Here is a 19061-nt window from a genome sequence, read left to right as displayed (position 1 = left end):
TCTGGTCCTGCCCTGACAATGGCCTACTGCACAACAAAGTTCCGGAACAACACCCGAGCAATAGCAGGTTCGCCCTCTTGCTCCAGCATTTTGTTGACCGCTTCCAGCATTTTCTTAGACAGCGCAACCCGACCTTCCGGCGTCTGCAAATCTGCAAATTGAGTGCTACCCAGCAACATGTTCAATTGATTCAGAATCAACGGCATGTGCTTTTCAGCCCCCTCCAGTGCAGCGGCATCTTTTGCCTCGAACGACAAGTAAATCTGGGCATAGCGCTGTCGGCCTTGCGCTTGCACCGTGGTCCTCAAAGGTTTCTGAATATCGCTGTAAACGCTGGGCTGAAACTCTGGCTCGGCTGGTTCTGATGAACTTTCCTCGACCGCGCTGGCTGTGTCGTCTTTCAGAAACCAGAAGGTGCCGGCGACAGACAGACCAATTGCCAGCAGCGTAATCACCACCACAGTGATGATAAGTTTCATCTTGCCCTTTTTCTCGGGCGCTTGTGCGGTATTGTTTTCTGCCATGATGTCCGCTTTGTCAGATTATCGTCACCCCGAGGTATTCAGGGTGCGTTTTCCAAGATTAATGCAAGGCGCGGGCCAAACAGGCCCTCCTACGTATTCAAACCAGCAGTTTAGCGCCGCGGAGGGGGATGGGCAAAAACGTTTTGAAGGGATCGACTCTCCGGCCTCGGTCAGCGGACGTCAGGCAAAGATATCGACCTCGCCTTTCCAGGCCAGATCGAGATGACCCGATGCAGCGTCCTGCCCCTCAAGCTCAGCGGTGCTCACCCCGCCAGCCCCTTGACGGGAACCATCGCCCTGGTCAGAACTTGCTCCTTGTTCATTCGCCTGGCCACCTGGCTGGTCAGAAACATCGAATTCACTCAAGGCAACGCCCTGCTCCGCCAGCATGTCTCGCAATCGGTTGGAATGAAGTTCCAGCTGTTCACGCACCACCGGGTTCGCTGCGTGCACAGTGACCGCCGCCTGATCATTCTGAACCCTCACCTTGACCTCCATGGGGCCCATATCGGGAGGCGTGAGGTGAATTTCCGCAACTTGCAGGTTTTTAGCGGTAAGCCAACTTAACTTACCCATCACCTTATCACCCCATTCAGCCTGCCCCACCGGGACATCGACCGTCGTGGAATAGCCCCGCAGCGGCACGTTGGCGTCTCCTGCCAGTTTGCCCTGCATCGCCTGCTGAGCCGCACTATCAAGGGCGCCCTGGAATCGGGGCGACGAAAGCATACCGGCCGGATCAACCGGCCGTGCTGTCTCGGTCGTGACATTGGCCGCGAGCAAATCCGAAAATTGATGACTAGAGGTTAATCCACCGGCGCTTGCCCCCTGGCCATTCAGTCCACTCGAAACGAGCGGTTTGCCTGGCAGGGCACCGTTCACCATGGCTAGGTTAACGGTGCCCTCGGTGCTTGTGGTGCTCCCATTGGCCGGCATCAAAGATTGAAGACTGGCAAAGGTAAGAGTTGTAGCAGAGTCTACCTGAACGTGAGACTCAATCAGTGTCGGAGTGTCTGCCGCTTCGTCAGCAGATTGGGGGTCGGGCTTCGTGTTATCACCCGAGGTATTTTTACCTGTTTCGGCCGAAGCTTTGTTGCTGTCGGTTCGATCGTCGGGACGGGTATCTTGAGCCCGTGAGCTATCTTGAGTGCCCTCCGAAGCCTCTTTGCGATCTGCACGCTTTTGCTCCAAACGACGCTTTTCGAGGCGATCTTGTTCGGCACGTGAGACTTGCTCAAAAGGGCTGTCGCCTTTTTCCGAACGTCGACTGTTTGCGACAGTCTTCGGCCCTACAGCATCTTGCTGTGTGCCGGAGGATGGCATTTGGGAAAGAATTGTCTGCTGCATGGCAACCTCTTGCCGCTTTATGTCTCAGGAGCACCCCCGATGGGGCTCACCCTGTAACGTAGCAAAAGCGATGCCAAACCATGGCGTTTCCGATTTTACCGATTGAAGCTCTCAAGCTCCCGGGCCACTTCTTCAAATTCCTGCTCGACCGAAGCCAGCAAATGTTCTGCCCCTTCCAGCCGCCCTTCTTTACCCAATACCTCCAACTCAAAACACAAGTTGCCGAGTTTAGGCGCACCAATATTGATACAGCTGCCTTTCAAGCTATGGGCCGCTTTTCTGAGACGTTCCGAATCACCGGCACTCACCGCCTCTTTCAAGCCGGATATGCGAGTACGCGAATCCGCCAGATACGTTTCGATGAGCACGCCAAACTCATCTTCCATCACGTCTTGCAGTTCCGCCAAGGCCTCTTCATCCAAACGGGGTATGTCGCTCATTATGTGTCCTCGCGGTTGCGTTCAGCATCGTTCATCACTGGCTTGTAATAACACCTTGCGCCGGGAACTCCCAATCATAGACGATTTCAACACAGTTACCCGAACCACAGATGCTGACTTCTTTGGCCAAACGCTTCAAGATTCCCATCCCTCGCCCCGAATACTCATGACCGGAATTCGTTGGGGCGTTCATTGCTTTCTCCTTTGGCTCAAACCCCTGACCGCTGTCTTCGCAGCGAATCCTCAACCTGCCTGCCCTGCCCAAGGGCTCATGATCCAGTGTAAACCGGATGTGGTGCCCTTGCGTCTCTGACAACCGCCGCATTCGCTCTTCATAGTAAAGGCTAAAACCTTCTGCGGATTTTTTCCATTCCGAGGAGAGTTTCAGAACGCCGTGTTCCAACGCGTTACTGTATAACTCCGACAAGAGTGTAAAGACTTCACCGCTGCGTCGCCGCAATCCAGGCACTTCCATACAAATGTGCAAGAGCAACGGCAATGGGTTGAAATCCGCCAAAGCCCGATCGCGAACTTCATAAACACAATGCCAACTGCCCGGACCCGACAGCGCCGATTCGGGAGCCGATTCCGTCACCTCCGAAACAGCACCTTGAGCAATAACTTCCAAACAACACAAGGTCATATCGTCGGCAGGATCCGGATGCCCGGTAAAGGCCTGCAGCCGGGCCATCAAAGCATCAAACGGGTGATCATCAGGGCCAATTTCCGCAAGCACCTGACGGACAGCATTCTCGCCGAGACAATCGCCCTGAGCATCACAAGACTCAGGGAAGCCATCGGTCATCAAAACCACGTAATCTCCGGGTGCCGAAGTAAACAGTTCCATGGTGGAATCGAACCGCTCGGGAGGCTGAACACCCAAGGGCAGGTGCAGGGAGGGAATGGCAAGACGCTCGCCATTCTTGCGAACCAACCAGCCATCCGGCAATCCACCATTCCAGACACGTATTGTCCCCTGCTTGCCATCGGCCTCAAACAACGCCCCACAGCAGAACATGCCTACTGGCAAAATATTGCGCAACTTCTGATTTATTTCCGTAACGAGATCAGCCGCTCCAAATCCCTTTGCTGCCATACCATAAAACACTTCTGCGACAGGCATAGCACCAATGGCGGCAGGCAAACCATGACCGGTGAAATCCCCCAGAAAAATCAACGTACCGCCACCGGGACGTTCGGCAGCAAACAAAACATCGCCGTTAAAAATAGAAAGCGGTGAAGCATGGTAACGAATATTTGGCGCATCCAGGCAGCCAGTGTGCGCAACGTTGTCGAAGACCCGTCGCGCCATACGCTGCTCTGCGAGCATCTGTTCGTTTTGCGTTCGAATTTGATCACGCTGCTGCATTACCGAACGGTGCAGATTGAGCATCCGGCTGTAAGCATTGATTTTGGCTTCGAGAATCACGCGGCTGTAGGGTTTGAGTAAAAAATCGTCGCCCCCGGCTTCCAGACAGTGTGCTTGTTCGCGTTCGCTGGCCAACGAGGTAATGAAAATAACAGGAACAAAGCGTGTGCCCGCCAGTGCTTTAATTCTTCGTGCTGCGTCCATACCGTCCATCGTTGGCATCAACGCATCCAGAAGCACGATGTCAGGCTCGAACTTGATGAATACTGCGACCGCCTCGAGTCCGTCGGAGGCCTCATACACCTGATGGCCCAAACGACGAAGCAGCGTGGCGAGAATCATCCGGTCGCCGTCGCTGTCTTCCGCGATTAAAAGATTCACAATGAAAGCCTCAGCGAATGCTGAAAAGCTGCTCGAAGTTAGAGATAGAAAGGATGCGCCGCACATCGGCATTACAGTTTTCAATCACGACACTGGCAACGTCACCGCCAGCGTGATCTCTCAACAACAGCAACATGCCCAATGCAGAGCTATCTAGGTAGGTCGTGTGTGTCAGATCAACGACGTATTCTTTTACCGGCGCATCACTATGCTCATACGCATCCCGGAACGCCTGATGAGTGCTGAAGTCAAACCGACCCTGCACTTGAATCACTAACACCTGACCGTCATCACTTCGCCGCGTACTTACCGTCATACGCCGTCCTCTGAGAGCTTTCGCTTAACGATCATCGCTACTCCTTATCCGCAACGGGGGGGGGTTATCAGACTAAGAATAGACAAAATTAGTGGAAATGCACTGACGAGTGCGGGCCGAAAAGAGGATTCCCATTGCGTCAGCGCTGACGTCGGGCAAACGCTCGGCCAGCAGCCTCATCAGCCAGCTTTTGTTCTTTTGCGTCCCGGGCCTGATGTTCCTGCTGACGACAGGTTTCGATATACCGCTCCATGCCCCGTTTTCGCTCCCACGCTTGCAACCACTCCAGCCGTCGGGCCTCGAACACCTGCTCCGCTTGCTGGAGCTGACGCTGCTGCTGGGCAATAACCTGATCGAGTTGGCCGATAAAGGCCTGCCACGCCTGCAAGCGTGCCACCGCAACAACGCCTTGCTGGCTCGCCCGGATCTGGTCACGATACTCCTGCTGGTAGCGCTCCAGATTCTCTACTTGCTCTTTGTGTGCTTCGACCTGTTTCCGGGCTTCACCCAAGCGTTCCAGAGCCTCGCTCTCTTTACGCTCTTCCAGTGTGAGCACAACTTCCAGTCGTTTTGACCGCAACATTAGCCATTACCCCGGTCAGCCGCCGCGCCCGGAGCCGGGCTCCTGACTCTGTCTGGCGAGCGCCGCTCTGGCACAACGGCTAAAAGCTGTTCAATGCTTTCAGCCAAAGGCGCGCTTTCGTTGAGCTCCTGCTGGAGAAACTGCCGCATGTTGGCAATGTGCTGGATAGCAAAATCGGTTTCAGGGTCAGAGCCTTTCACGTAGGCGCCAACACTGATGAGGTCTCGGGCTTGCTGGTATCGAGAATAGACCTGTTTGAAACGCTGAGCCCGGGAGAAATGGTCCGGCTGCGTAACTTGCGGCATGACCCGGCTGATGGAGGCCTCAACATCAATGGCTGGATAGTGCCCCTCTTCCGCCAGCCGGCGGGACAAGACAATGTGGCCGTCGAGTATCGCTCTTGCAGCATCGGCAATCGGGTCTTGCTGATCATCGCCCTCGGTCAGTACCGTATAGAAGGCGGTGATGGATCCACCGCCCGGGCGGCCATTACCCGTCCGTTCAACCAATTGGGGCAGTTTCGCGAATACCGACGGCGGGTAGCCTTTGGTCGCCGGAGGCTCGCCCACTGCCAGGGCGATTTCTCGCTGAGCCTGCGCGTACCGGGTTAACGAGTCCATCAGCAGCAATACCCGCTTGCCTTGATCTCGATAATATTCGGCTATTCGAGTGGTCAACATGGCCGCACGCAAGCGCATCAACGGCGAGTCGTCGGCCGGCGACGCCACCACAACGGAGCGCGCCAAGCCTTCCTCGCCCAGAATATCCTCAATAAATTCTTTAACTTCGCGGCCCCGCTCACCAATCAAGCCGACAATCGTGATATCCGCATCCGTAAACCGGGTCATCATGCCCAGCAACATACTTTTACCCACACCGCTACCGGCGAACAGCCCCAATCGCTGGCCTTGGCCGACGGTCAGCAGCGAGTTAATCGCACGAATGCCCACGTCCATCGATTCGCGAACGGGCGCTCGGTGTAATGGGTTAATAATATCTCCGCTCAAAGGCACGCGGGCTTCCGCCTGAAGCGGCCCTTTGCCGTCCAGCGCTTCGCCGGCACCGTTCAGTACCCGGCCCAACATCTGTGGACCTACCGGCACCCGGCTCGCGGAAGAGAGAGGAATCACCCGGGCACCGGGCTTCAGGCCTTCAATAGCGGCAAGGGGCATAAGGTAGACTTTATCTTCTTCGAACCCCACCACCTCGGCTTCAACGCTGCCAGTACCTTCGCCTTCGATCAGACAGCGGTCACCGACGACCATCGGACAGCCGACGCACTCAAGCGTCAGGCCCACCATTCGAGTCAACCGACCGGAAAGCTCTGGCTCGGGTTCTTGCCCGATAGCAGCTTGAAGTTGGTTCAGGCGATCAGCCAGTCGGGAGGTCATCATTATCACCCTGAGCGCCGTGATCAGACTCGGCCTCTGCGGAATCCCCGGTATCACTCAGAAGATCCCTGTGAAAATCGGTCAATTCGCCCATAGAAGCTCCCTCTTGGCTACCCTCCGGTTCGCCCTCGCCGGCCATTTGCTCTTCCAGCATATTCTGAACCGCCCGTTGAAAGCGCTTCTCAACGGTGTAATCAACCAAACTATTTCGGGTTTCCACGCGGCAACCACCAGGCATCAGGCTGTCATCCTGAATGATGGATGGTTTGGCTTCCAGACGTTCAGCAACTTCAGAGACCGGCTCAAAATCGTCCGGATGGATGAACACGCGCACATTATCAGCCGTTGATGGCAGCGATTTGAGTGCTTTTCGGACAACGTTGCGAATCTGGGAGGTGTCGATACTGAGTTCTCGATGAACCACTGCTCTGGCCAATACTGTGGCCAGATTCACCAACGCCGATTCCAGCTCGGCCTCGTGTCGTTCTATCGGGAGCAATAACTCGCCCAGAATCTCATCGAGACGGGCCATCCGGGATTCGTTTTCCTGCTTAATGGCTTCAGTTGCTTGCTGAAGGCCCTGCTCCCGGCCTTCAGTTTCACCGGCCGCCATACCCTCTTGGTGGCCTTCGGTGCGCCCCTGCGCGAAACCTTCCTGATAACCGGCGTCGCGCCCTTCCTGATAACCGTCTGCACGGGCTGCTTCCCGAATCTCCTGAAGATTGGCAGCCGTCAGCGGTTTCACGTCTTCTTCACGGGCAACCTGATTGCCCTGCTCATCCAGCAAAGGCAATTCCCAACGCTCCCAAGCCGTCAGGTTTTCTTTCGGGATAAGCTTGTCGTCCTGATCGGAGTCTTTCATCACATCATTTCTTCACCGGCACCGCCTAGCGATATTTCGCCGGCTTCTGCCATTCTGCGAGCCACAGTGATGATGTCTTTTTGCGCTGCTTCGACTTCACTGACCTTAACCGGCCCTTTGGCCTCAAGGTCATCTTGCAGCAGTTCCGCTGCCCGCTTCGACATATTCGAGAAGATTTTGTCTTTAACAGCGTCATCGGAGCCTTTAAGCGCAACCACCAACACTTCGGATGAAACTTCCCTGAGCAGAGCTTGAATACCCCGGTCGTCCACGTCTTTGAGGTTATCGAACACGAACATAAGATCTTCAATGGTGGTCGCCAGATCAGGATCCATATCTTTTATGGAATCCAGCAAGCTGCCTTCGATCGAGCGATCCATGAAGTTCATGATGTCGGCGGCACGCTTCACGCCACCAATGCGGCTGGCCTGACCGGCTGCACCGCCAGAGAACTGCTTCTCAAGAATGTTATTGAGCTCTTGCAAAGCTTGGGGCTGAATTGTTTCCAGCGACGCTACACGCATCACAACATCCAGCCGTACTTTGGGGTCCAGAGTCGCCAGAATTTCGGCGGACTGATCCGGATCAAGGTAGGAGATAACGATGGCCTGAATCTGCGGGTGCTCATAACGGATGATGTCACCAACAGCTCGAGGCTCCATCCACTTGAGAGTATCCAGCCCGGTGGTGTTGCCTCCAACCAATATCCGGTCAATCAGACTGGCCGCTTTATCTTCGCCCAGCGCCTGAGTCAACATGACTCTGATGTAGTCATCATTGCCCACGCCAAGCCCTGTCTGTCCGCCAACAGCATCGACAAACTGGTTCAACACGAAGGACACTTCGTCTTTCGTGACGTCCTTCATTTGGGCCATAGCCACACCGACACGCTGGACCTCTTTCGGGCCCATGTGTTTAAGGACTTCCGCTGCGTCACTTTCACCCAGCGACATCAGCAAAATCGCAGCTTGCTCAACACGAGAGATTTTACGTTGCGGGGCTTGCCCCTGTGCGGCATTTTGTTCAGTCATCGACGTTCACCCACTGGCGCATAACCTGTGCAACCCGACTGGGATCTTCTGCAATCAGGCCTTTGAGTGCATTCAACTGTCTATCATAACTGTCTGTCGCGCCCGGCAACAGCAGATCATCTTGCGAAGACATGGCGTTTTGCAAAGCCTTGTCACCGTCTAAACCGCCGTAGGAGTCATAACCTTCACTATCCGAACCGAGCCCGCGGTCACGCTGACCACCGCCCGACAACGCTTTCAAGGTTGGCCGCAGCAATCCGAGCACCAAAATCAAGATGACCAGGCCGGCCAAGACTTGCTTCATCAAATCCCAAAACCATGGCTGCTCCCAGAAGCCGGGCTGCTCGAAGGTTACCGTTTCCTCTGGCGCAAACGGGGTATTCATGACCGTCACACTATCGCCCCGCTCTGCGGAGTAACCTACCGCATCACGTACCAGCATGGCCAATCGCTGAAGCTCAGCCTCTGGCCAGGGCTCATAGGTGACTTCTCCGGTTTGGGGGTCAATGACTTTCATATCATCAACCGCTAATGCGACGGTGACCCGCTTCACGGCACCCAGCTCTTGGCGGGTGTAGCTTACGGTACGGTCAATTTCGTAATTCCGAGTAGCCTCTTTACGCACATTAACCGGCGGTGCAATGGGATCACCGTTTTCATCCACTGCAGCGCCCGCCACCTCTGGCACTGTCGCCTCACCCGGCGGCTGGTTCGACAGCGCACCCGGCACGCCAGACATCAGATTACCCGCGCCACGCTGCTCCGTCAGTTCTCGCTCACTGCGGATGGCTTGCTGTTCCGGATTATAAAGCTCTTCTGCCCGCTCGACCGCCGAGAAATCCAGATCTGCTGAAACCTCTGCTCGGTAGCGGCCATCACCCACAATGGGCGAGATCAAAGATGCCACACGACGAGACAAGCGCTCTTCAACGCGGCTGGTGTACTCGTACTGATCTTTCATGCGGTCAGTATCGGCTTTGAGATTGGATTCTTCGCCGGTCAGCAGGTTACCGTTCTGATCAACCACGGTTACTTGATCACGGTTCATCATCGGGATGCTACCCGCAACCAAGTTCACGATGGCGCGGATTTGCTCCTGCTCCGGGCGGCGACCCGCAAAAACTTCGAGGAAGATCGACGCGCTTGGCTCACGAGCATCGCGAATAAACACGGAGCGCTCCGGGATAGCCAGATGGACTCGGGCATTTCGAACCCCACGCATGCTGGCGATGGTTCGGGCCAGCTCGCCTTCCAAACCCCGTCGGTAGCTAATGGTTTCCATAAACTGGGAGGTACCCAGCCCACGCTCTTGGTCGAGCAACTCATAGCCGATGGTTTTCCGGTCGGTGACACCTTCTGCAGCCAACTTGAGCCGGGCGTCGTAAACCTGTTCGGAAGGCACCAGCAATGCGCCGGTGCGAGTGTCCATTTTGTAGTCAATCCCGTTGCTATCCAGAATACTGGTAACATCCTGCGGGTTATAGGCCGACAAATCCCCCACAACCGGCTGATAGTTAGGCTCCTGTGCCCAAAGCACCACGGCAACGCCCAGTGCCACGCTGGCCGCCAGACCAACCATCAGACCAACCTGCCGCAACAGGTTCAGACGATTGAACCCCAGCAGCATGTCGCTGCGGGTTTCAGTTGTACCGGAATCCTGAGAGGCCGGCAGATCGGAGGCGTTGGTTTCTGCAGGTAGGGTTGCCATGCTAGTGCTCCGTTATCAGATCGGCATATTCATGATGTCTTCGTAGGCCCGTACCACCCGGTTTCGCACCTGGGTAAGAGCCTCAAAAGACACAGTCGATTTCTGGGCCGCAATCATCACCCGGGTAATATCGACATTGGGATCGCCCATTTCATAGGCAGTACGCAGTTCATTAGCCTGGCTCTGCACTTCGTTCACGCCGTTGACCGCTTTACCCAGCATATCGTTAAAGCTGGGCACCTCTTTGGTTTCCTGAACCGATCGGGGGCCATCCACCCGGCCACGCACAGACTGATCCTGATCGATACGCTGATTCTGCACCATTTGGGACCGCAGATTCCGAATCTCGGACAGAACATTGTTTATATCGGCACGTTGAACCATTTGACTCTCCCGGCTACCCCGCTGGGGTATCAGTTATTCGCTATATACCGGCTTCAAAGCAAACAGCAGGCCAAGATCAATTTTTGCATGTATTTCATCATGTTAAAGAAAGAAAGAAACAGAGAAGGCGATAACTCGACGGAATTTTGACTATGAGCAGTATCAACGACAAGGGGCAGGCAAAAAAGCGGCACCCGGAAGGGGTGCCTTAAGGAGTCAACACAAAGGAAAGAAAGGCATACTCAGGCCAAGGCAAGCTCAGCATCAAGATCGATACCGGCATCGCGCATCTGGGCTAATTTGTATCGCAAAGTGCGAGGACTGATGCCCAATTGTTCCGCTGCACGATTACGTCGCCCCCCTTCATGCTTGAGAGCCTGAATAATCATTCGAAACTCCTGCTGGCGCAGATCGTCTCCCAGAGAACCAACAGTATCTCCGGCCTCACCCGCCACCTCATGCGAGGAAGCAGACAACTCCGCCGCGGGCACTGATTCGCCCGGATAAACGGCGGTTTGCGACATGTCGGACGCACCGCTTATGCCCATTTCAAGACACAGATCGCCCGCATGAATCACGTTGCCCTGGTGCAGCACCAACGCACGCTGAAGCGCATTGTCCAGCTCCCGGACATTTCCCGGCCAACTGTATGCTGTCATGGCTTTACGAGCATCTTCAGCAAAACTAATGCCCGTCAGCTTCATTTTTCGACAATGCTTTTTCAGAATCGACTTCGCCAACGGCATAATATCCAGCGGCCGCTCACGCAGCGGCTGCCAACGCATCGGGAATACCGTCAAGCGGTAGTACAAATCTTCACGGAATTTGCCTTCACGGACATAGTCACCCAGATCGCGGTTGGTGGTCGCCAGTACGCGCACATCCAAAGGAATGGTCTTACGGCCACCAACGCGCTCTACTTCACGCTCCTGCAGAACCCGCAGCAACTTGGATTGCAGGCCGAGTTCCATTTCCGAAATTTCGTCGAGCAGAAGGGTGCCACCGTTCGCCTGCTCGAACTTACCCGGTGATGTTGCCACCGCGCCAGTAAAGGCACCCTTTTCGTGGCCGAATAAGATCGCTTCCAGCATATTCTCAGGAATGGCCGCACAGTTGATGGCCACAAACGGTTTGTCGGCGCGGGGAGACTGCTCGTGAATAAAGCGCGCCAGCACTTCTTTACCGGTGCCACTTTCACCCGAGATCATCACCGTTGAATCACTGGCCGCGACTTTTGTGGCAAGCTGAAACATGCGCTTACTGACCGGGTCTTCTGCTATCGGCTGGTCACCAGAGGTTTGGCGCACACCACCCACAACTTTGCTTACAGCTTCTACCAACACGTGTGGCTCAAAGGGCTTCACAAGGTAATCAATCGCACCAGACTGCATAGCGGAAACCGCATGGCTTATCTGGCCATATGCGGTAATCAACATCATTGGCAAGCCCGGGTACTGACGCTGCACTTCCCCCAACAGCTCGTGGCCGGACATACCCGGCATATTGACATCGCTGATCACCATATCCACCGGTGTGCGCGCCAAACTTGCGAGCGCCTCTTCTGCATTGGCGGCCTCACAAACCCGATAACGGGCCAGCTCCAGGGTTGTGACCAACGCTTCCCTGAGATCACGGTCATCTTCAACAATAAGAATATGAGCCTTTGCCATGATTGACGCCTCCACCTGTTCTTTAAACCCGGCCGGTCAGTGTTGGTAGCTGCATGCGTGCAACCGCTCCACTTTGACCCGCAGATTGAATCGAAAACTCGCCTCGATGAGCCTTAATCACCGCCTGAACCACCGCCAGCCCCAAGCCCGTACCGTGGGATTTGGTAGTGTAGAACGCTTCCATCATTTTGCGCGCCTGCTCCTGTTCAAAGCCCGGCCCATTATCTTGCACACGAATATTCAGACCGTTGGCCGACGTTGAAAGGTGCAACGTGACCTCGGTAGCACCCGCTTCCAAGCTGTTGTTAACCAGGTTGGTACAGGCACCAACCAACGCGTCTCGGTTGCACATCAGGCTGCGGGCTTCACTAACTTTGTTGATAACCGACACCGACACCCCCGGCTCCAGGCTTAGGCCCTCAACAGCGGCTTCCATGGCGCCAATCAAAATATCAACCGGCAGCTCTTCGGCAAGCCGGGTTTCGCCTCTCGCAAAAATCAACATATCCCTGACTTGATGCTCAAGGTGACTGAGGCGCGACATGAGTTTGCTAGCACAACGTTGACGCATGTCTTCATCAAGATCCGGTTGCCCTAAATGACCACCGTAAAGAATCGCTGCGGAAAGTGGTGTACGAATCTGGTGAGCCAGGGACGCCACCATCTTCCCCATCGCCGACAAGCGCTGAGCGTGGGCCAATTGGGACTGAAGCTGACGGGTTTCGGTGAGATCAGTGAGCAGAATGAGCTGGCCGGGTTGATTCTCCATGGTTCGAATCTCGATACTGACCCGACGACCATCTTTTAATGACACCTCGTGACCATCGTCACTCCGAGGGGCAAAACACCGGTTGATCACATCAATCCAGCGCTCTCCGTCCAGGGGCTCCCCCAAAAGCGCCAGTGCGGCAGGATTGCACTGGCTGACAACACCCCGTGCGTCCAAAACCACCACGCCGGCCGGCAAGGCTTTTAACAGGGTAGACAGACGATCGGCCAACTGCTCTTTCTCTTCCAGCTCTTGCTGGCGCTGTTGCGATTCCTGAGTAAGCTCGCCCGACAATTGATTCACTCGGGATTCGAGCGTTCGATAGGAGTCAGTGATTTGTCGGGACATCTGATTAAACAGTTCCAGCGCCGAACCCACGGCCTCATTGTCCTGCTGAGGAAACAGCGATGTGACTTTATCGTTCGCATCAGCAGCCGCATTCGGAGCTGCTTCAGACTGCGCTGATTCGACGACAAACTGTACCTGACTCATAACTTCCCCCTGAGACCAGCCCCACGGCCAGAACACTCGGATGCATCATTTAGAGTCAGTTAAGCGAAGACTGTGCCAAAACCTTTTTTCTTATATATTTCAGTGAGAAAGGAAAAGCGATAAACAAGATGTGACGGTTTTACGTCATGCCAAGGATACGGCGGCGCCAACGGCATTCAAACCTTTGACGCCCAAAGGAAGGGAGTATCAGGACTCTGCGGCGTCGTCCCGCAGGCCATATTTACGAACTTTTTCAACCAGCGTTGTGCGCCGAATGCGCAATTTCTCTGCGGCCCTGGCCACCACACCCGAGGCTTCATCCAACGCTTGCTGTATAAGCTGACGCTCCAGGCTCGACAGATAATCTTTGAGATCGATGCCGTTAACCGGAAGCAGTGCCGGGGAGTCGAGCCCTACAAGCCCCGGAATGGCAGAAGGCATTCCCGTATCTTCTACCGGGCGATTCTCGTCGTAATCGTCTACGTAACGGAATTTCTTCGGCAGCTCTTGTACCCCGATCACGCCATAAGGATGCATAATCGCAAGCCGCTCTACCAGATTAGCCAATTCCCTGACGTTACCCGGCCAGTCGTGCCGACACAGGCTCATGATCGCCGCTGAGTTCATTCGAAGGGAGCCGCGTTTTTCTTTTTCCATTCTGGAAATCAACTCGTTGATCAACAACGGAAGATCCTCAACGCGATCTCTCAACGCAGGCATTTCGATGGGGAATACATTCAGGCGATAGTACAGGTCTTCCCGGAAGTCGCCAGATTCGATCATATCCTCAAGATTTTTGTGAGTCGCGGCGATGATGCGAACATCAGCCGATTGGGTGCGGTTACTACCGACTCGCTCAAACGTGCGCTCCTGCAGCACCCGTAGAATCTTGACCTGCATATTGAGCGGCATATCGCCGATCTCGTCCAGAAACAGGGTTCCGCCCTCTGCAAGCTCAAAGCGCCCAACACGAGACGTGATCGCACCGGTAAAGGCACCCTTTTCATGACCAAAAAGTTCGCTTTCCAACAATTCGGCGGGAATGGCACCGCAGTTGACCGGAACGAACGGCTTATCCCTGCGCAAGGAGTGATAATGCAGGTTACGGGCAACCACTTCTTTGCCCGTACCTGATTCACCCGTAATCAGAACACTGACGTCTTTATCCGCCACCTGCTCCATCAGCTGCCGAACCTGTTGCACACGCCGGCTGGTACCGACCAAACTGCGGAACAGCTGAACGCCTCGCTGCATGCCCCGGTCCGGAGCTCGGCTATACTGGTCGCGGTAGATCTGAGCGCGATAGAGAGAATCAACGAATTTGGTGTAATTGAGCGGCCATTCCATGTGGGCGATCAAGCGCGATGCATGATCTTCAGGCAATTGTTCCGCATCGAGATCCCCTACCAGCAGAATGGGCAGCCCTCGTGTGGCTTCACATACCGAGGCAATCGCCGCTTTGGCGTTGTGGTCTTCGCCATGAACAAGCGCCACGGATGCCTGGTCTATCTGATCCGCTTCGCCACTTTGCAAAAGCGCCATCGCCTCGTCACCGGCAACAATCTGCTCTTCACCCACAAACTCCAGAATCGTGATCAAATCACGCTGTCTGGCTTCGTCGTTGCTGAGCACCAGCACTTTATTATTTTGAGGCATTCACGAAGATCTCTGTCGAAGGATTTGAGCCGTATTTAAGACTGTCTTCGGCCCGGAGTCAATTTTATGACACTTGTTCCGATTCTTATCGGAACGCAACCAGAAGTCACTTGGAGCGGTTGGTGGAAATGTTGGCGTAAGTAGCCGCTGCATTCCGATTTTGATTCACCCCCTGCAACGATTCCCGAGCCTCATCTCTCGCCTTGGTAGCACCTTGCCCCGCCACCTCGACAAACCGGTTAAGCGCTTCCAATCGCTGTTTGACCGGCGCAGGCGATATGAGGCCTTGCTCCATTGCTTCCATTAACGGAGCAACAGCGGGTTTCACCTGCTGGTTAAGAACAACCAACGCCTCCCAATCTTCCGCGTTTAGTGCCGCTTCAAGCTGTTCTTGCAAAGAATCAAGATCTGCCAGGAGAACATCTGGATTAGCCACCACCGGGTCACCTCTTAGAGTTGATGCAAATGAGATCTGGCGAAGCCAGTGACACAGCCGCTACCCGACCGGGTAACGGCTTGGGGTAACAACTTACCGGCGGGCCGCGCGACGGGCAGCAGAAGCCGTAAATTCGTTTCGACGATACCCTGGTGAAAAATCGTAAGCCGGGTAGCCATCATCCAGACCATCAATGTAATAACGTTGAGCTTTAAGATCGTACGTCATTTCCATAGTAGTCCAGAACACGGGCTGACTGTAATAGCTAATGTTGTGGGCCTCAGAAACCCGCCACAGCTCCCCTTTGTCGTCGTATTCCTCTGAAGCCAGAATCTGCCAGCTATCCTCGTCGATGTAGAACACGCGGCGAGCGTAGATGTGCTGGATACCGGTGCGCCGCTTCGCTTCGACCACCCACACCCGATGCAACTCATAGCGGGCTAACTGCTGGTTAATATGGTTTGCGCGAATCACATCATCCGGGCGAACATCGTCATCGTGCAATTTGTAGGCGTTATAGGGCACGAACAGTTCTCGCTTGCCCTTCAGCTCCCAGTCGTACTGATTCGGGGCACCGTTATACATGTCTTTCTGATCCACTGACCGCAACGACGAAGAGTTGGGCAGGTCTGTTTCATACGCCAGATTTGGCGATCGACGCAAACGGCGAGAACCGGAATCATAGCGCCACGCCAAACGAGGTGAGCGCACCTGATCAAGCGTCTCGTGCACGAGAGTAATGGTGCCGGCTAACGTACTGGGTGCGAGGGTGTCGGTTTTAAGAAAGAAGATTTTGTTGTCGATATCGGCAAGATCCGCTCCGGGACGACTGTACGCAAAATAATAATCGTACTGGTTAACCACCGGGTTGAACGAGCCGTCTTTCTGCGGCGTGGCGGAGCCACTTCGGAATGAAACTTCTTCTCCCCGATAACGGAGGATGTGATTCCAAATCACTTCCAAACCGTTTTTCGGAATCGGGAAGGGACTGGTCATAATGGTATTTCGGACACCATTGCCGTTATCAAGCAGTTCGGCACTCAAAGCATTTTCGTAAGATTTTTGATAAACCTCTTCCGGAAATGCTGCCGTTCGGCGCGTCTCATAGACCGGCATAAAAAAATTCGGGCCATACTGCTCAAGCATTTTGATATGGCCATCCGTGAGCTTATCCCGGTACAAATCCAGATTATCCCGGGTCACGACGAATAACGGTTCATCCCCGGGAAAAGGATTTACTTCAACGTCACCCTTTTTCCAATTTGCTGGAGGTGTTGCCAAACCGCCCTGCCAGGCCGGAATAGTGCCGGCATCGTTAGCAGCTCTGACTGCGCCTACGGGTGTTAACTCACTCTTTAAACGCTTCGCTTCCTCTGGGGCCACCTTGGCCCACGCGGAACCAGACATACTTAACGCAGCTATAGTGACCGCTGCTAACAATCGGTTGCGCATTCCTTATTCTCCAACAATGATCTTTTGAGCATCTGCACGCTGCTCCAAGTGGCCCTTTTTGCCAAATTCAAACGATCGTTTCAAGAAGTTCTTTGTAGTTTCTTGTGTCTAAGCACAAACCACGAATGGAAGAAATGCCTGCTTAAAAATGATACACTGGGCGGCTAACTTTGAAGGATCGGCTTAATCCAGCACGGGTCAACTATGGCATCTCAATGGTACTCACTGACTTCCCAGAAACTGTATTTGGCGAAGATTTTACTTGAACAGCTGGAGCAACCCATTGAGCAAGCTCAAATTAACCCCAAAAGCACGATATTGAATGAAGCAGTGATTCAGGGCGTTATTGAGCTAATGCTGCGAGCCCGAGGCACCTTGGTGGTGATGATTGCACAGCACCATCAACAAAAAATCTCGGAACCTCTGCCTCTTGAAGAGCTAAAAACCAGAATCCCCTACGAAACTCAAGATCTCGAGGATCTGGACATGCTACAGAGCTCTCCGACCAGCTGGTGGAATCATCTTGCAGAACTTGAGAAAACGCTGAAACAGCCGCCAACACCCAAAAAAACCGTGTCTGCTGACAACATCATTGCGGTTTCGGTAGAGGATGTTGCGGATCGCTCAGCCAAGGGCCTGCAAAACACCCTGACCGCCATGACTAATTTTGCCCGAGCCGTAGAAGACAGACATAACGAGTGGTAATCACCTCCCCTGAACCACTACCACGACACACGAACAAATTGCACCAAGCAAAGGTCTGAAGAATGTCACCATCGTTTTTTGAAATCGTTGAATTACCTAACGGCGACTATGCTTTACGCCGCGTTGATGACGATGCCGCACCGCTGGTTCGCATTTCTTTCTCCCCCGAAGCGAAGGAAATGATGGCGGACCGAGACATGAGCATCGCAAAAGCGATGATTGCGGCAGGCATCGAAGCCACCGGAACTATCTCTGAAGAAGTTGACTGGGGCGACGAGGAAGGCGACTTTGGAGACGCCCAGCCTAACTACACACTCCACTAACGGTTACATCACCGCTGGCGCAGCACCACTCCGTGGCTATTACCTTTCGCAGAAGCTTTCTGAAGCGACTCAAAGGCAGAACGCGCCAGCTTGTTAGTCCACAGTACAACCGCATGGCAAGTACCCGCGCCAAGAGCCAACTCCGCTAACTGTTGCGCCGGGATTTCAGGCGTTGAACGCAGCACCAGAATCTCACCTGTCACAATGCCATGCGTGTTTTGCCATTTCCCTACCAATGAGTGAGGCGGGTCTATCCAGGCCAACCAACGCTTTTCCTGATTCAGTTGGGTCAGCATCGGCAACAGCAACTGAAAGTTCTCGACCTGACCTTCCGGCAGTATGATCTCGGTAACGTTTCCCCCAAAATCGACCTGCCCGGAGGTCGAGCGCCGCGTTTCAGGTCGGCGGTAGCGCGATGAAGCTGCCTGCGCAGAAATCATAGCCGCGGGTTGAAACGCCATATTATGATTGAAGCTCAACTGTTCCATCACTCACCTACCTGCGTTGTTCGCATATCTAATTGTCGGCTATCAGTGCAATTCCGAGCGCCGGATGACACCAACACCCAGCCCTTCAATGAAGAGCTCCTGCTCTGCCAGATCCACCTCAATAGGGCTGAACTCTTCGTTTTCTGCAATCAACCACACTTTATTGCCTTCCTTACGGAACCGCTTAACGGTGACCTCGTCGCCCACTCGAGCGATAACGATCTGACCATTTTGAACATCCTGAGTCCGGTGGACCGCCAGCAAGTCACCGTCCAGAATACCGATATCTTTCATACTCATTCCTCGCACACGCAGCAGATAATCCGCCTTCGGTGAAAAGAAGTTCGGCTGCAGCGCGCAATGATCTTCCACATGTTCCTGGGCCAGTATCGGACTACCTGCCGCAACCTGACCGATAACCGGCAACCCCAAATCCGGCTCGGCTTCTGGCAGCCGTATACCGCGGCTGGCCCCGGGCACCATTTCGATCGCACCCTTCCGCGCCAAAGCTCTCAAATGCTCTTCAGCGGCATTCGCGGAACGAAAACCCAGCTCAGCCGCAATCTCGGCGCGGGTTGGCGGATAGCCAGTCTCATCAAGATAACGCCGGATAATATCCAGTACTTGGGACTGCCTGGCGGTTAATTTCATGTTGGAAGACTCCAGATAATGATGACTGGTTGTTTATACAGTGATTCGACTATATACAGTGTTTTATCCAGTGTAAAGTCTGT

The 19061-nt window shown here is 54.3% G+C and carries 20 protein-coding genes; 2 read left to right on the top strand and 18 right to left on the bottom strand.

Going from position 1 to position 19061, the window contains the following annotated elements:
* Positions 1 to 23 precede the first annotated feature (23 nt).
* The 16 genes from DOQ08_RS02640 to DOQ08_RS02565 all read right to left on the bottom strand — a co-directional run bounded on the left by DOQ08_RS02640 (position 24) and on the right by DOQ08_RS02565 (position 16811).
* On the bottom strand, positions 24 to 524 hold the full coding sequence (locus DOQ08_RS02640) for a flagellar basal body-associated FliL family protein (protein ID WP_114333338.1): 501 nt from the start codon (positions 522 to 524) through the stop codon (positions 24 to 26).
* A 180-nt stretch (positions 525 to 704) separates the two neighbouring features.
* Positions 705 to 1871 carry a flagellar hook-length control protein FliK gene (locus DOQ08_RS02635; protein WP_114333337.1) on the bottom strand — a complete coding sequence of 389 codons (1167 nt, stop codon included), beginning with the start codon at positions 1869 to 1871 and terminating at the stop codon, positions 705 to 707.
* 95 nt (positions 1872 to 1966) lie between these two features.
* The gene (locus DOQ08_RS02630; RefSeq protein WP_114333336.1) at positions 1967 to 2311 is read right to left on the bottom strand and encodes an Hpt domain-containing protein; all 345 of its coding nucleotides are present in this window, start codon (positions 2309 to 2311) and stop codon (positions 1967 to 1969) included.
* Between the two features lie 34 nt (positions 2312 to 2345).
* A complete protein-coding gene (locus tag DOQ08_RS02625) occupies positions 2346 to 4061 on the bottom strand; it encodes an ATP-binding SpoIIE family protein phosphatase (RefSeq protein WP_227537457.1) in 1716 nt (571 codons plus the stop codon).
* 10 nt (positions 4062 to 4071) lie between these two features.
* Positions 4072 to 4377: an STAS domain-containing protein gene (locus DOQ08_RS02620; protein WP_114333334.1), complete on the bottom strand. Its 306-nt coding sequence runs from the start codon at positions 4375 to 4377 to the stop codon at positions 4072 to 4074.
* 139 nt (positions 4378 to 4516) lie between these two features.
* On the bottom strand, positions 4517 to 4960 hold the full coding sequence (fliJ, locus tag DOQ08_RS02615) for a flagellar export protein FliJ (protein WP_114333333.1): 444 nt from the start codon (positions 4958 to 4960) through the stop codon (positions 4517 to 4519).
* Positions 4960 to 6351, bottom strand: a complete 1392-nt coding sequence (gene fliI, locus DOQ08_RS02610) for a flagellar protein export ATPase FliI (protein WP_114333332.1) — start codon at positions 6349 to 6351, stop codon at positions 4960 to 4962. The genes fliJ and fliI overlap by 1 nt, the downstream gene beginning before the upstream one ends.
* Positions 6332 to 7213 (bottom strand): flagellar assembly protein FliH, encoded by an 882-nt coding sequence (locus DOQ08_RS02605; protein WP_114333331.1) that lies wholly within the window; start codon positions 7211 to 7213, stop codon positions 6332 to 6334. The genes fliI and DOQ08_RS02605 overlap by 20 nt, the downstream gene beginning before the upstream one ends.
* The gene (fliG, locus tag DOQ08_RS02600) at positions 7213 to 8244 is read right to left on the bottom strand and encodes a flagellar motor switch protein FliG (RefSeq protein ID WP_114333330.1); all 1032 of its coding nucleotides are present in this window, start codon (positions 8242 to 8244) and stop codon (positions 7213 to 7215) included. The genes DOQ08_RS02605 and fliG overlap by 1 nt, the downstream gene beginning before the upstream one ends.
* Positions 8237 to 9952: a flagellar basal-body MS-ring/collar protein FliF gene (fliF, locus tag DOQ08_RS02595; protein WP_114333329.1), complete on the bottom strand. Its 1716-nt coding sequence runs from the start codon at positions 9950 to 9952 to the stop codon at positions 8237 to 8239. Before fliF ends, fliG begins: the two co-directional genes overlap by 8 nt.
* 15 nt (positions 9953 to 9967) lie before the next feature.
* On the bottom strand, positions 9968 to 10336 hold the full coding sequence (fliE, locus tag DOQ08_RS02590) for a flagellar hook-basal body complex protein FliE (protein ID WP_114333328.1): 369 nt from the start codon (positions 10334 to 10336) through the stop codon (positions 9968 to 9970).
* A 242-nt stretch (positions 10337 to 10578) separates the two neighbouring features.
* Positions 10579 to 12006, bottom strand: coding sequence for a sigma-54-dependent transcriptional regulator (locus DOQ08_RS02585; protein ID WP_114333327.1), 1428 nt, complete (start codon positions 12004 to 12006; stop codon positions 10579 to 10581).
* Positions 12007 to 12028: 22 nt separating this feature from the next.
* Entirely contained in the window at positions 12029 to 13267 is a 1239-nt protein-coding gene (locus tag DOQ08_RS02580; RefSeq protein WP_114333326.1) for a sensor histidine kinase, read from the bottom strand.
* Positions 13268 to 13474: 207 nt separating this feature from the next.
* Positions 13475 to 14923: a sigma-54 dependent transcriptional regulator gene (locus DOQ08_RS02575; protein ID WP_114333325.1), complete on the bottom strand. Its 1449-nt coding sequence runs from the start codon at positions 14921 to 14923 to the stop codon at positions 13475 to 13477.
* 106 nt (positions 14924 to 15029) lie between these two features.
* A complete protein-coding gene (locus DOQ08_RS02570) occupies positions 15030 to 15359 on the bottom strand; it encodes an SOS cell division inhibitor (protein WP_114333884.1) in 330 nt (109 codons plus the stop codon).
* A gap of 93 nt (positions 15360 to 15452) precedes the next feature.
* A complete protein-coding gene (locus DOQ08_RS02565; protein WP_114333324.1) occupies positions 15453 to 16811 on the bottom strand; it encodes a DUF1329 domain-containing protein in 1359 nt (452 codons plus the stop codon).
* Positions 16812 to 17015: 204 nt separating this feature from the next.
* Between DOQ08_RS02565 and DOQ08_RS02560 the strand changes: the two genes are divergently transcribed.
* Positions 17016 to 17516 carry a DUF6586 family protein gene (locus DOQ08_RS02560; RefSeq protein ID WP_114333323.1) on the top strand — a complete coding sequence of 167 codons (501 nt, stop codon included), beginning with the start codon at positions 17016 to 17018 and terminating at the stop codon, positions 17514 to 17516.
* A gap of 62 nt (positions 17517 to 17578) precedes the next feature.
* Positions 17579 to 17839: a hypothetical protein gene (locus tag DOQ08_RS02555; protein ID WP_114333322.1), complete on the top strand. Its 261-nt coding sequence runs from the start codon at positions 17579 to 17581 to the stop codon at positions 17837 to 17839.
* An 8-nt stretch (positions 17840 to 17847) separates the two neighbouring features.
* Here the strand turns inward: DOQ08_RS02555 and DOQ08_RS02550 are convergent, their stop codons facing one another.
* Complete coding sequence (locus tag DOQ08_RS02550) at positions 17848 to 18327, bottom strand: cell division inhibitor SulA (protein ID WP_114333321.1); 480 nt, start codon at positions 18325 to 18327, stop codon at positions 17848 to 17850.
* A 42-nt stretch (positions 18328 to 18369) separates the two neighbouring features.
* Entirely contained in the window at positions 18370 to 18978 is a 609-nt protein-coding gene (gene lexA / locus DOQ08_RS02545) for a transcriptional repressor LexA (RefSeq protein WP_114333320.1), read from the bottom strand.
* Positions 18979 to 19061 lie beyond the last annotated feature (83 nt).

This window comes from Marinobacter litoralis (genome assembly GCF_003336705.1).
GTDB classification, from domain to species: Bacteria; Pseudomonadota; Gammaproteobacteria; order Pseudomonadales; family Oleiphilaceae; genus Marinobacter; species Marinobacter litoralis.
Note: the sequence above shows the minus strand (reverse complement) of the source record. Positions and strands in the feature narration are given on the sequence as shown.